The 13,332-nt window shown below is 42.9% G+C and carries 8 protein-coding genes, 1 tRNA gene and 1 pseudogene; 4 read left to right on the top strand and 6 right to left on the bottom strand.

The annotated features are described in order from the left end of the window. Window positions 1-104: 104 nt before the first annotated feature. Window positions 105-683 carry a hypothetical protein gene (locus tag NST12_RS01910; protein WP_048622531.1) on the bottom strand — a complete coding sequence of 193 codons (579 nt, stop codon included), beginning with the start codon at window positions 681-683 and terminating at the stop codon, window positions 105-107. A gap of 217 nt (window positions 684-900) precedes the next feature. Here NST12_RS01910 and uraA point away from each other — a divergent pair, with 217 nt between their 5' ends. The 3 genes and pseudogenes from uraA (at window position 901) to NST12_RS01895 (ending at window position 4,431) form a co-directional block, all read left to right on the top strand. Further along, window positions 901-2,169: a uracil permease gene (gene uraA, locus NST12_RS01905; RefSeq protein WP_004439556.1), complete on the top strand. Its 1,269-nt coding sequence runs from the start codon at window positions 901-903 to the stop codon at window positions 2,167-2,169. 475 nt (window positions 2,170-2,644) lie between these two features. Then, window positions 2,645-3,834: pseudogene (locus tag NST12_RS01900) on the top strand (ISL3 family transposase). Between the two features lie 435 nt (window positions 3,835-4,269). Further along, the gene (locus NST12_RS01895; RefSeq protein WP_155814572.1) at window positions 4,270-4,431 is read left to right on the top strand and encodes a hypothetical protein; all 162 of its coding nucleotides are present in this window, start codon (window positions 4,270-4,272) and stop codon (window positions 4,429-4,431) included. Between the two features lie 172 nt (window positions 4,432-4,603). On the opposite strand, the gene NST12_RS01890 is transcribed toward NST12_RS01895, so the two are convergent. Then, window positions 4,604-5,359 (bottom strand): sulfite exporter TauE/SafE family protein, encoded by a 756-nt coding sequence (locus NST12_RS01890; protein WP_004439552.1) that lies wholly within the window; start codon window positions 5,357-5,359, stop codon window positions 4,604-4,606. A gap of 285 nt (window positions 5,360-5,644) precedes the next feature. On the opposite strand from NST12_RS01890, the gene NST12_RS01885 reads away from it, so the two are divergent. Beyond that, complete coding sequence (locus tag NST12_RS01885; protein ID WP_156179195.1) at window positions 5,645-6,940, top strand: D-alanyl-D-alanine carboxypeptidase family protein; 1,296 nt, start codon at window positions 5,645-5,647, stop codon at window positions 6,938-6,940. An 833-nt stretch (window positions 6,941-7,773) separates the two neighbouring features. Here NST12_RS01885 and NST12_RS01880 read toward each other — a convergent pair. From NST12_RS01880 to NST12_RS01865, 4 genes are all read right to left on the bottom strand, one after another. Beyond that, window positions 7,774-7,861 (bottom strand) — tRNA-Ser (locus NST12_RS01880). A 225-nt stretch (window positions 7,862-8,086) separates the two neighbouring features. Continuing rightward, window positions 8,087-9,760, bottom strand: a complete 1,674-nt coding sequence (locus NST12_RS01875; RefSeq protein ID WP_048622518.1) for a glycerol-3-phosphate dehydrogenase/oxidase — start codon at window positions 9,758-9,760, stop codon at window positions 8,087-8,089. A gap of 143 nt (window positions 9,761-9,903) precedes the next feature. Further along, window positions 9,904-11,397, bottom strand: a complete 1,494-nt coding sequence (glpK, locus tag NST12_RS01870; RefSeq protein ID WP_048622517.1) for a glycerol kinase GlpK — start codon at window positions 11,395-11,397, stop codon at window positions 9,904-9,906. After that, window positions 11,397-12,227 carry an MIP/aquaporin family protein gene (locus NST12_RS01865; RefSeq protein ID WP_048622516.1) on the bottom strand — a complete coding sequence of 277 codons (831 nt, stop codon included), beginning with the start codon at window positions 12,225-12,227 and terminating at the stop codon, window positions 11,397-11,399. Before NST12_RS01865 ends, glpK begins: the two co-directional genes overlap by 1 nt. Window positions 12,228-13,332: the final 1,105 nt, after the last annotated feature.

The raw sequence follows: 13,332 nt of genomic DNA, 5'->3' as shown, positions 1-13,332 counted from the left end.
AACCACGTTCACTGGAGAATCCCAGTATTTTTGTAAATTTCATTCCAGCTTTTTCCCTTGAAATGTCTTTAACATTTGTCCATGTCGATTAATGACTTGCATCCTCAGCTAATCGAAAGCCCTGTTTTATTTCGCTTGCGTTTCTTTTTTTCTCCAAACAACACGGTGGCTAAACTTTCAAAAGGGCGAACCCATTTTTTTGATTTATTTACCTGCGTTGTCCCTAAGCTCTGAATTAAATGACGGTCTCGTTCTTCAATTTTGATTTCTTCCATTTTTTGCTTGATCCACAATTGTTGCTGTTCTAATTTACAAATCAGCTCACGATTAATCTCGATGAGTCGATTTTGTCCTTCTTCCAACTGCTGCAAACGTTCATAAACATCTTGACTTTGAACATGAATTTCCTGTTTTGGAGACTCAATCGCTTGATTTTCTTGTTGCTCCCGGCTTTGTTCGGCCGCCATTTGAATCGCTTTTTCAAAGGAAACGTTATTTTTTGTGATCGCTTCAATGATCCGCTGAATGACTGCCACATCTTTCGGATAAAAGACACGTGAATGGTTGATGCCTCGCTCAAAATGATAGCCATTCTCTTCAAGAGCCAAAGCGTATTTGCGAAGTGTGCTCGCCCCGATCCCTAAGCTTTTTGCTACTTTCGAACTAAAATATGCCTGCTCCACATTGTTCCCTCCCGTTTTTCCTTCTAAATAAGGATATTCAACAAAGCCGTCTAAAAGCCTTTCACTAACTTTGGAGATTCATAAGAAGTTTTGTCAGTGGCACATAAAGGAAATCGACTTCTTTCACATTTGGACAAGGAATTGTTCGAATTTTGTCGTATAATAGTACAAGAAATTTATCTTCATAATTTTTATACAAAAGGAGCTTAATCAATCGATGAAAACATTTGATGTAGATGAGCGGCCGTCTTTTGCAGCTCTAGTTCCGTTGAGTCTGCAGCATCTATTTGCGATGTTCGGCTCAACTGTGTTGGTGCCTATTTTGTTTCATGTCAACCCTGCCACCATTTTGCTGATGAACGGAATCGGCACTTTACTTTATTTATTCATTACGAAAGGCAAGATACCGGCTTTTCTAGGTTCCAGCTTTGCTTTTATTTCACCCGTATTTGTTGTTTTGGGAGAAAAGAGCTATCATGAAGCACTGGGTGGCTTTATAGCAGTAGGAATTATTTTTATTCTGATCAGCCTTATCATTCATCTGGCCGGAACAAAGTGGATCGATGTCGTCTTTCCGCCGGCAGCGATGGGAGCCATTATTACGGTTATCGGTTTAGAACTGGTTCCTACCGCGGCTGACATGGCGGGGTTGATTAAACCTTTAAGCCATCCACCCGCTCATTGGTCGCCGGACGGAAAAACCATTTTCGTTTCTCTTTTGACGTTAGGAGTGACGATTCTTGGAAACGTAGTGCTCCGCGGCTTTTTGAAAATCATCCCTATTCTGATCGGAATCACGGTTGGCTATATCAGCGCCTTATCCCTTGGAATGGTCGATTTTCAACCGATCAAAGAAGCGAAATGGTTTGCGATCCCTGATTTTTATGCTCCATCATGGGATTGGGCAAGCATCGCCATCATCGTTCCAGCCGCTCTAGTAGTTGTCGCTGAACATATTGGACACCTTGTGGTCACGCAAAATATTGTGGGGAAAGACTTATTGAAAGACCCCGGTCTTGCCCGTTCTATTCTCGGAAACGGAATCTCCACCACTTTATCAGGCTTTGTAGGATCCACGCCTAATACTACTTATGGGGAAAACATTGGTGTATTGGCACTGACGAAAGTGTACTCGACTTGGGTGATCGGGGGAGCTGCCGTTCTGTCCATTCTCCTGTCCTTTTTCGGAAAACTGGCTGCCTTGATTTCGTCCATCCCTACACCCGTTATGGGCGGTATTTCCTTGCTATTGTTTGGAGTAATAGCCGTTTCTGGATTGAGAATGCTGGTCGAATCGCAAATCGATTATTCCAAACCGATCAATATGATCTTGACAGCGGTCGTGCTTGTGATCGGGATCAGCGGAACGACTTTTACATGGGGATCTTTCTCGATAAAAGGCATGGCATTGGCTACAGTCGTGGCCGTTCTACTAAGCTTGCTCTTTAAATTGTTCGAAATCTTGCATATTTCGAACGAAGATTAAAACAATCTAGTATTCAAACAGTGATCCCCCAACCAATCTTTTTGCTTGGCGACAGGCGATATGTAAAATTTTCGGGGCAATGAATGAAAATCGGATAGACGTTATCATCAATGTACACTTCCAAACAAATACATTTCAAAAAGACCCTCAAAAATAAAAAGAAAAGGCGAAAATGAAAAAAGGATGAAAGGGAATATTAATGTTCCTCTCATCCTTTTTTCAGTTTATCTTACAGCATTGAATTGAAGATCACACTCTCTCGCCGCTTCATCTCAAATGCAGGCACTAGCTAAAAAAGGAATCGTTTGTTCATCTCTGACTGATGGACGTAAAGCAAACAGGCTGCACGAACTTTAAAGCGATTATCATTTTTGATTCATCACCACATTTTGTGATTTAACCCAAAAATAGGGAAAACACTCACGAATTCCTGGCAGTAATGTTAGCGTCACTTAACATAACAGGAGGTTCTAAAGTGTTTTCCGTATCACTAGATTTGCAATTTGAAGTTGTTAAACAAGTGTTTCTTGAAGATTGCAATTTGTTACATGTTGAGAAAATACTACAGAAGAACGCTGTTCTTACTGCGGTTTTTTTTCTAGTCATGTCCATGACTGGCGGACAAGAAAGGTTCGTGACTTGTCCGTATTAGGTAAGCCCCTTTTCTTATTTGTCAGAGTGTATAGATACCGTTGTCACAACTGTAATGAGGTATTTTCACAAACATTTGAATCTATCAGTCCTAATAAGCATCAGACCAATCGGTACAGAGAATATCTGTACGAAATGTGCATTGGCTCTACTATCCAAGAAGTGAGTCGAAAGGAAAAAATACCTTATACAACTGTTGAAAGAATATTTTATTCCGTTGCTAAAGAAAAAGAGAAGGAGCATGTAGAAACTCTTGAAAGTGTTTTAGAAAACAATGAATTAATCCTTAGCCTTGATGAGATCGCTGTCCGAAAGGGTCACCGATATGAAACAGTTCTTATGGATACCCAATCCGGGAGTGTGCTTGGTATGGAACATCAACGGAGTTATCGTTCAACTCAGATCTTACTTGCCAAGAAGATTCTGTCTGATAAATGCGTTCATACCGTTGTTATGGATATGTGGGATCCCTTCCATAAAGCTGTTAAATCTATATTCCCAGAGGCCTGTATCGTCATTGATAAATATCATGTGGTGCAAAAGGTGACACATGCACTTGACCAAGTTAGAAAGAAAACTCCTGGACTAAAAAAGGGACGGTTTAAACTCTTGAAAGGTTCTGAAAAGTTAACGGCTAATGAAAAACAACAATTAGATGAGATGCTCAAAGAGCATTCAGAATTGTCATATGCCTATTTTCTAAAAGAACTCTTTAGAGAAATATACCAAGTGAATGACTATGATACAGCTGATTCACTCTTAGAAGAATGGATTCAACTCGCATGGAGCAGCCCATTTCCTTCATTTCATCAAGTTGCCAAGACGATAGAAAATTGGAAGGCACAAATTTTACAATATTTTCTTACCCCTTTTACGAATGGCCGGATTGAAGGTACAAACCATAAGATTAAGAACATCAAAAGACGTGCTTTTGGCTTCAGAAACCTTGAAAGATTTCGACTACGTGTATTTTTGGAATGTACAGGTAAAACTTATAAAAATCAGGTTGCTTAACCATGCCCTTCATCAGCTTTCCGCATTGTAGTGGCTAGAATGGAAGCCGTCAAGGAAAGCGCTTGACCTCTTCCATTCTACCCACTTAGTGGTCTGCAAGCTGACGAAGGAGCTACTCTAGATTGAGTATCAATCTCGCTAACTTATTACCGGAATTGTGTGAACATCACAGAATATGGTGATGAGACTCATTTTTTATCAACATTATCCTGATTATACTCATTTTAAAAATTATCACACTTTTAAAAACATCCATACTTTTATTCCAACTATATTTATAGTATATTTAATTCGGAACAGTATTTAATAAAATGGCTTGTTTAAAGTTGCCGAAGGAAAATAAGGTCCTGGCTTCCTTCTTTCGGTTTTCAAACCGTTGGATGAAAATTTTTGAAGCACAGCGTTATTTAACGAGAATTCAAAGGAAAAGGGATGATGAATATGGCCAATTCAAAAGCAAAAAAATGGCTCTTATATGGTGCACTGATTGCTCCAATCGTGTATCCAAAGTTGAAAAATTTTTATGACACCAAAAAACTGAGAAGGCAGTTTCAAGAAGCACAATTTTTGCGGAAATTACAAACAAAAGAAAACTAATGAAAAAACGGACAGAACTTCTTTTGAAGGGAGTCCGTTTTTTCATACACTTTTTCTTCATTTTTCCTATAGAAGGGAACAACTAAGGTTATAGGCAGAATTCCGGTTCATCCAATAAAAACGCTCTCCGCTTCATGAACCCTTATAAATCCATTAAAAGCAATCTGTGAAACTATTGTATTAACAACAGCAACGCTGCTACGGCCGGCGTTAAAACCATGGCTACTTTTAAAACACTTTTCGGGGCTAAATTGGTAAATTTAGCTCCTACATAAGCCCCCGTCATGGTACCTACCAATACTTCCAACAGCAATATCCAGTCCAAGTATCCAGCCTGTCTATACCCCGTTCCGCCTCCAATCGCTATCGGCAAAATCACCAGCATAGTAGTCCCGACCGATTGGCGGATCGTCAAACCAAGCATCGTCAAGAGACCCAACTGAATAAATGGAGTGGCTCCGATTCCAAATGTTCCTGATAAAATTCCGGCCACTATTCCAAGTATTATCGCCTTTATCATTGTCAGCGGCTGATTCCACTTCACTTCTTTCGTTTTTGTCTCTTCGGCCTTTTTAGACAGAGATAAACGGACTAACAGTAAAATGGAGGATAAAAACAGCATTCCCGCTGTCAGCCAATGAAGATCACCGGCAGGGATAACAGTCGCAATTTTAGATCCGATGTAAGAACCTATCGCGCCAAAAATTCCGACAACCAGTCCGACACCGACAGCTGTATTGCCTTCTCTAAAATGGCTATAAGCTCCTGATAAACTGGTAAACGCCATTGCCGTAAGCGACGTTCCCAGCGCCGTATGTATTGGGATGTTAAATAGAACAGTCAATATAGCAATAATAAAGCCAGACCCCCCTGCTCCTATAAAACCGAGCAAGAGCCCCATGGCAAACATGGTCAAAACAATCGCCAACTTCTGTTTCCTCCTTCTTTCTCCACATTCCCAAAGATCATGTTTCTTATTATGGTATACTAGTTTCATTTTTTTCACAAACTTCCAAGAGCACTCTTCTCTATAAAATGGATTTTTTCTTTTGGCTGTTTTTCTTCCCGCAAACCTTCTCTTGCTATTCCTAAATAGCGGCGAATCCTTGTGACAATTGGAAAGCAAAGGGAGCAAGGAGAACAAGTACTTCTATTTTTTTATTCGGCTATACAGAAAACGAGATATAATAAGGGGGAAGGAGTGGGAAGTTTTATGATTCGATATGTACATATGTATTTGGTAGCGATCCTTCTTGTCGCCGGGATCAGTATGTCGTTTCCAAGCGGCCGCCATTCGAAAGCAGAAGCAGCCAGTGACATGAGCGTTCATGCCAAAGCGGCGATTTTAGTGGATGCAAAGTCCGGAAAAATTCTTTTTGGCCAAAATATGGATGAATCGCTGTCGGTCGCTAGCATGTCTAAATTGATGACGCAATATCTCATTTTAGAAAAAATCCAAAAAGGCGATCTCAAATGGGATGATGTCTACCATGCGGATGCCACCGACCAAGACTTGTCCACTAGGCCGGGGCTGGGAAATGTTCCTCTGTATCAAGGGCAATCGTACACCGTGCGTGATTTATATAATGCCATGACGCTGGTATCGGCCAACGCCGCCAGCCGTGCTCTTGGTCGAATGGCCGGCAAATCGGACAAGCACTTTGTCCAAATGATGAATAACAAAGCCAAACAGCTTGGCTTGAAACATTCGTCTTTTGTGAATACTTCCGGATTAAACAACCAGGATCTTGCTCCGTACCAAGTGAAAGGAACAGCTTCCGATGGCGAAAATAAGATGTCAGCCCGTGATCTCGCTTTATTGGCATACCATTTCATTCATTCTTTCCCAAATGAAATGGATATCGAAAAAAAAGAACTTGATCAGTTTCCTGTTACAGATTCGTACAGCATCCCTCTTCGCAATAAAAATCAATTGCTGCCAAATGGCAAATATCCTTATAAAGGCGCCATCGGTTTGAAAACGGGCATGAATGACGCAGCAGGCTACGGCATCGTAGCATTAGCTAAAAGAGGGCAACGCGAATTGATTGCCGTCATCATAGACGCCAAAAATAAAAAAGGAAAACGATCTTCAAAAGCCCGTTACATGCAGGCTCAAAAATTGCTGGACTACGGCTTTACCCATTGGGACTATGAAAAAATTTCACCGGAAAAATTCTTACCAACGAACCAGCAAAAGATCCCCGTAGAAAACGGGACGAAAGAAAAAGCAGCCATTACATCTAAAACAACCGTTACTGAATTGGTTCCTAAAAACGGCCATTCGATCAAAGCCAAGCTGACGCTTATGCCTAAATTTTTAACAGATCAAAAGAAACTTAAATCTCCTATTCAAAAAGGGACCGTTATTGGGAAAATTACGTTGCGGGATGGTTCTTACGGATATTTAACGACAAAATTAGAGAAAAAGGCTCAAGTAAAAGCAACGGTAAAAGAAGAAATTCAGAAGGAAAACTGGTTTGCCGCCCTCATGGACGGAATCTTTTAAAGTGATGAATTCCATCGAGTAGGAGGGAGCGATTAACTCCCGTCCTCTCACACCACCGTACGTACGGTTCCGTATACGGCGGTTCAATTAAGATAATTGACGCAAGTCTTTATAACTTCCGTGAATAGCTGTTCTCTTTATGCCAGTGGTCACTCCACCCTCCAAGAGGTCTCCCACGGGATTCACCGCTTCCTCCCTCAAGTGAGGTACTACGTTTTCTGTGTTCATCATGACTCACTGAATACCAAGGGCTATTCTCTCTTAATTGTTCGGTCCTTCTTAGTTGTTCTAGACCAACTAATACTATGACCTCTGCTGACTTCTGACGGTTCAGCTACTTATCACTAAGTAGGTTATGAAGAGTACTTCACATATCCGCCAGACCTCCCCGGGTAAGTACATGCACTTTCACACCATCTATCCGCCTCATTTACTCGATATGACCTTCGACAGAAAGAGCTTTGTTTTGTTATGCAAACTCACTCAATCATACCTAGCCTTATATGAGGTTCGTGTTCCTCGGACCAGTGTTTTGCCTCCAGCTTCCTTCAGATTCCGCGTCACCACGGACACCCTTGCGTTAAGCTAACTGCTACTTCTGCCTTCGCAGCTCGGGACTTACACCCTATAGTTCATGTACATGCCGGGCGCACATAAAGAAGTCCCTCCTTGACAATGCAGGAGGGACTTCTTTATATGATCTAGTATAAATCGGCACCACCGCATAGCAGGTGGTTTATTGTTTCGCACAATATCGCAAGCTCAACTGACTAATGTCATAAAATCAAAAAGGTTCCCGGGATCAACCCGAGAACCTCTTGTCAAATGGGTAACGGAGAAGGTGGGATTTGAACCCACGCGACGGTCACCCGTCCTAACGCATTTCGAGTGCGTCCCCTTCAGCCGCTTGGGTACTTCTCCATATGACCTCTTTCATTAGCGCAAAATATATTATATACGAAACAAAGCTATTTTGTACAGCCCTTCAATAAATGACGAAAAATTCTTATTAATCTGTCGAAAAGGCAAAAACTTGTCATTCCACGCAATTAAGGCAGCCCCGACTTATAAGAAGTTGTGTCGGGGCAGGATGAAGCAAATTTCCATTGCCCTTTCTAATCCAAAGATTTCGATTTCAAAATCGATTTAACTGTGTATGTCCGTTGCATCCACCGGTCTTTCGGCATCGGTGATTTCTTTTTCCAATTCTTCCATATAAGATTCTTTCGTTTCTTCATCCCAATGAAAAATTTCGGCCATCGTCGCTACAATTGGTTCTTTCCATTTTTTTGCCCATTTTATATCAAAGAAAACAGATCCAGTCCTTCGAATAAAAAAGTCGACAGGTTTTACAGCCATTTCATAACGGATGGCATACAGGAGCTGAGCGTATATAGCAGCCGGCAGCAGCTTTTCACCGGATGCTTTTTGATATTCACTGGCTATCTTATATAAAATTTCGACATTGGAACCGTACAGCTGTGCCAGTCTGCGGCCTTCCTCTTCTTTCAAGCCATACTGCGTCGCTTTTTTTGCCATTTGCGCCACGAAAATCGGCCAGTTGTCCGATCCGCCGACATCACCTCCGGAAATCGGCAAATAGCGGGTTTGGCAAGGCTTAAACGTTTTTCCTTCTTCTGACGCTAATTCTTTTGCCACAAGATCTACCACGGTTTCCGCCATTTTGCGGTATCCGGTCAATTTTCCACCGGCGATGGTAATCAGGCCGCTGTCTCCTTCCCATACTTCGTCTTTGCGGGAAATTTCCGAAGGGTCTTTCCCTTCCTCGTATATAAGCGGCCTTACTCCTGCCCAGCTGGATTCAATATCTTTTTCGTTTACTTGGACATCCGGAAACATAAAATGAATAGCGTTCAACAAATATTCCCAGTCTTTTTTAAGCGGTTTAGGATAGCGAGCATCGCCGTCATAAAACGTATCGGTTGTACCAACATACGTTTTCCCTGCTCGTGGAATAGCAAACACCATTCGACCATCAGGGGTGTCGAAGTATACCGCCTGCCTTAGCGGGAATACAGATTGATCGATGACAATATGAACTCCCTTTGTCAAACGCAAATGTTTACCATTCATCGAATGGTCTTTTTTTCGCACTTCATCCACCCACGGCCCGGCGGCATTGACCACTTTTTTGGCACGAATTTCAAAACTTTCTCCTGTAACACAATCTTTTACGCGGGCACCAATCATTTTTTTGCCGCTGTATAAAAACTGTTCCGCTTTGACATAATTCAGCAAGCAAGCGCCGTTCTCCACTGCTTTTTTCGCTACCTCAATAGTGAGCCGGGCGTCGTCCGTGCGATATTCAACATAATATCCACCGCCTTTTAAGCCTTCTTTCTTAATGAGAGGTTCCTTGCGCAAGGTTTCCTCAGCGGAAAGCATCGTCCTTCTTTCCGATTTTTTGACCCCTGCCAAGAAATCATAAACACGCAGCCCAATGCTTGTCGTAAACGCACCGAACGTCCCGCCTTTATGAAAAGGAAGAAGCATCCATTCCGGTGTCGTCACGTGCGGCCCGTTTTCGTAGACGATCGCCCGTTCTTTCCCGACCTCGGCCACCATTTTTACTTCCAATTGTTTTAAATACCGCAAACCGCCGTGCACGAGTTTGGTAGAACGGCTTGACGTTCCTGCTGCGAAATCCTGCATTTCGACCAATGCCGTTTTCATTCCCCTTGCGGCAGCATCCAAAGCAATCCCGCAGCCGGTAATTCCGCCGCCAATCACTAGCAAATCAAATGTATCTGTTTTCATCTTCTCTATCACTTCGTCACGATTTTCTGAGGAAAAAATCATGGACAGCTCCCTCCCCTTACCGAATGTACATAAGCCCATAAAAAAGGAGAGACCAAAAAAACATTACAGCAACCTATAATGCTTCTTGGTCTCTCCTAATCTCTAGACTTATTATTAACTTGTTTTCATTATAGCATACTTTGTTACCATTTAAAAGCCTGTGCCGCTTCAATCGCTTTTTTCCAACCGTTGTACAATGTTTCACGCGTCTCTTGAGCCATTGTCGGCGAGAATTGCCGATCCTGTTTCCATTGAGAAGATATTTCTTGGCGATCTTTCCAAAAGCCAACAGCAAGCCCAGCCAGATAAGCAGCTCCTAAGGCTGTTGTTTCATTAATAATCGGCCGTTCGACAGGTACATTAAGGATATCGCTTTGGAACTGCATCAAAAAGTTATTCATGACTGCTCCCCCGTCGACTCTGAGCGTTTTCAGGAAGATTCCCGAATCTGCTTCCATGGAAGTCAGTACATCTTTTGTTTGGTAAGCCAGCGATTCCAGCGTGGCCCGAATAAAATGCTCTTTGGACGTACCTCGTGTCAACCCGAAGACAGCCCCCCGGACATCGCTGTCCCAATAGGGCGTTCCGAGACCCACAAAAGCCGGTACGACATAAACTCCTTCCGTTGATTCCACACGAGTCGCATAACTTTCGCTTTCCGGAGCACTTTTTAACATTCTCAATCCATCCCGAAGCCATTGAATGGCCGAACCGGCTACAAAAATACTGCCTTCCAGCGCATATTCGACTTTATTGTCGATCCCCCAGGCAATGGTCGTCAACAAACCATGTTTCGATTCTACCGCTTTATCGCCTGTATTCATGAGCATAAAACAGCCGGTTCCATACGTGTTTTTCGCCATCCCTTCTTCAAAGCATGCCTGACCGAACAGCGCTGCCTGCTGGTCCCCGGCAGCCCCGGCAATCGGCACTTCCTCGCCAAAAAAATGATAAGAAACCGTTTTGGCATAAACTTCCGATGACGGTCGGACTTCCGGCAGCATTTCTTTCGGCACGTCCAGAATTTCCAACAGCTCTTCATCCCACTTCAGCTCATGGATGTTGTAAAGCAACGTGCGGGAAGCATTCGAATAGTCCGTCACATGGGCTTTTCCGCCGGATAGTTTCCAAATCAGCCAAGTGTCAATCGTTCCAAACAGCAACTCTCCCTTTTTCGCCCGTTCGCGCGCACCTTCCACATGATCTAATATCCATTTGATTTTTGTTCCGGAAAAATACGGATCAATCAATAATCCCGTTTTTTTATGAAACAGCTCATTATACCCTTTTTCCTTTAATTGTTCGCATATGTCAGCTGTTTGCCTTGACTGCCATACAATAGCATTGTAGATCGGTTTTCCGGTATCCTTCTCCCAAACGACCGTCGTTTCCCGTTGGTTGGTGATCCCAATCCCCGCTACTTGATTTGCCTCAATCCCTGCTTCGGAGAGTACGGCTGCGATGCAAGCAAGAATAGAACCCCATATTTCATTAGGATTATGCTCGACCCAGCCCGGCTGCGGAAACAGTTGATGGAACTCTCTCTGCGCCGTATGGACAATTTTCCCTTCTTTATCGAATAAAATCGCTCTGGAACTAGTCGTTCCTTGATCTAATGCTAAAATGTACTTTTCCATTAGATTCCCTCCCATTTTTCACTTTTTACTTGGATGCGGTGATTTCTTTTTTTCTCTGCTAAAAAAGAACTGAATAATAGAATCACAGATACAGCCAACATTCCCCATAAGGCCCCTGTTGCTTCTCCTAGAAAAACAGCTCGATAGAATAAAGCTCCGACAGAACCTCCTAATATAGGACCGACAATGGGAATCCAGGCATATCCCCAATTAGAAGAGCCTTTTCCTTGGATGGGCAGCAAAAAGTGAGCAAGCCTCGGTCCGAAATCGCGCGCCGGGTTGATCGCGTACCCAGTTGTTCCTCCGAGAGAAACCCCGACGGCTACAACTAAAAGCCCAACACACAACGGATTTAATCCATCAGTAAATTTATTAGCTCCGATTGTCAAAATTCCTAGCATCAATACAAAAGTTCCGATAAATTCACTCAATAAATTAGCAAAAATATTGGGAATCGCCGGCCCCGTTGCAAAAATTCCCAACTTCGCGGCGGGATCTTCCGTCACCTTCCAGTGCGGCAGAAAATGAAGATACACTATACAGGCTCCAATAAAGGCTCCGATGACTTGAGCCAAAATATAGCCTGGCACCTTGGACCACGGAAAATCTCCATTGAAGGCCAAGGCGATGGTGACCGCCGGATTTAAATGGGCACCGCTGAATTTTCCAACCGCATAAACCCCCATTGTGACACCAAGCCCCCAACCAATAGTAATAACAAGCCAACCCGCATTGTGAGCAAATGTTTTCTTCAAATTCACATTGGCGCATACACCGGCTCCAAATATGATCAGGATGGCCGTACCTACTAGTTCGCCAATATATGACATCCCATCATCCCCTTTACATTTTCATTTTAAAAAAATAAAAACCCACGAAATCACCCATTCATATGAGGATTTTGTGAGTCTCTTCTTCTCCGTCACGATTTATTAACTTAACTCCATCATAACGACGGATGAAAGCGTTGTCAACGGTAATTTGAAATTTTCAATCTACTTTTTATAAAAAATGCGGAATGCCTTTCTTTTCCCGTCTAAGGCGTTCCCGGCATTTTTCAGCCGCCCTATATAAATTGTTTCCATAAATCCACATTGGAAATCGTAATCGCACAAGCCCCAACTGCTAAAGCCTGTTCCGCATCTTCCACGGATTCGATCAGCCTGCAAGCAAATATTGCCTTTTAATTTGTGAAATATTTCACAAGTTTGTCATACATTTTTGCAAAAAACTGATTTATATTAATCGAGTAGGAGGGAGCGATTAACTCCCGTCCTCTCACACCACCGTACGTACGGTTCCGTATACGGCGGTTCAATTAAGATAATTGACGCAAGTCTTTATAACTTCCGTGAATAGCTGTTCTCTTTATGCCAGTGGTCACTCCACCCTCCAAGAGGTCTCCCACGGGATTCACCGCTTCCTCCCTCAAGTGAGGTACTACGTTTTCTGTGTTCATCATGACTCACTGAATACCAAGGGCTATTCTCTCTTAATTGTTCGGTCCTTCTTAGTTGTTCTAGACCAACTAATACTATGACCTCTGCTGACTTCTGACGGTTCAGCTACTTATCACTAAGTAGGTTATGAAGAGTACTTCACATATCCGCCAGACCTCCCCGGGTAAGTACATGCACTTTCACACCATCTATCCGCCTCATTTACTCGATATGACCTTCGACAGAAAGAGCTTTGTTTTGTTATGCAAACTCACTCAATCATACCTAGCCTTATATGAGGTTCGTGTTCCTCGGACCGGTGTTTTGCCTCCAGCTTCCTTCAGATTCCGCGTCACCACGGACACCCTTGCTCTTGGCTAACCTCTACTTCTGTCTTCGGGGTTCGGGACTTACACCCTATAGTTCATGTACATGCCGGGCGCACATAATGTGAAAGCAAGAACCTAACATTCTTGCTTTCATTTACCCTTATATT

The sequence above is a fragment of the Bacillus sp. FSL W8-1127 genome, from assembly GCF_038006725.1.
GTDB lineage: Bacteria > Bacillota > Bacilli > Bacillales > DSM-4216 > Bacillus_O > Bacillus_O smithii.
The sequence above is the reverse complement of the archived record's forward strand: the minus strand, read 5'-3'. Positions and strand labels throughout refer to the sequence as shown.

What these genes read in the sequence shown, in the direction of transcription:
- NST12_RS01865 (WP_048622516.1), bottom strand. Translation starts at nt 12,227, where the DNA reads ATGTCATATATTGGCGAACTAGTAGGTACGGCCATCCTGATCATATTT.
- NST12_RS01885 (WP_156179195.1), top strand. Translation starts at nt 5,645, where the DNA reads ATGATTCGATATGTACATATGTATTTGGTAGCGATCCTTCTTGTCGCC.
- NST12_RS01875 (WP_048622518.1), bottom strand. Translation starts at nt 9,760, where the DNA reads ATGATTTTTTCCTCAGAAAATCGTGACGAAGTGATAGAGAAGATGAAA.
- uraA (WP_004439556.1), top strand. Translation starts at nt 901, where the DNA reads ATGAAAACATTTGATGTAGATGAGCGGCCGTCTTTTGCAGCTCTAGTT.
- NST12_RS01895 (WP_155814572.1), top strand. Translation starts at nt 4,270, where the DNA reads ATGAATATGGCCAATTCAAAAGCAAAAAAATGGCTCTTATATGGTGCA.
- glpK (WP_048622517.1), bottom strand. Translation starts at nt 11,397, where the DNA reads ATGGAAAAGTACATTTTAGCATTAGATCAAGGAACGACTAGTTCCAGA.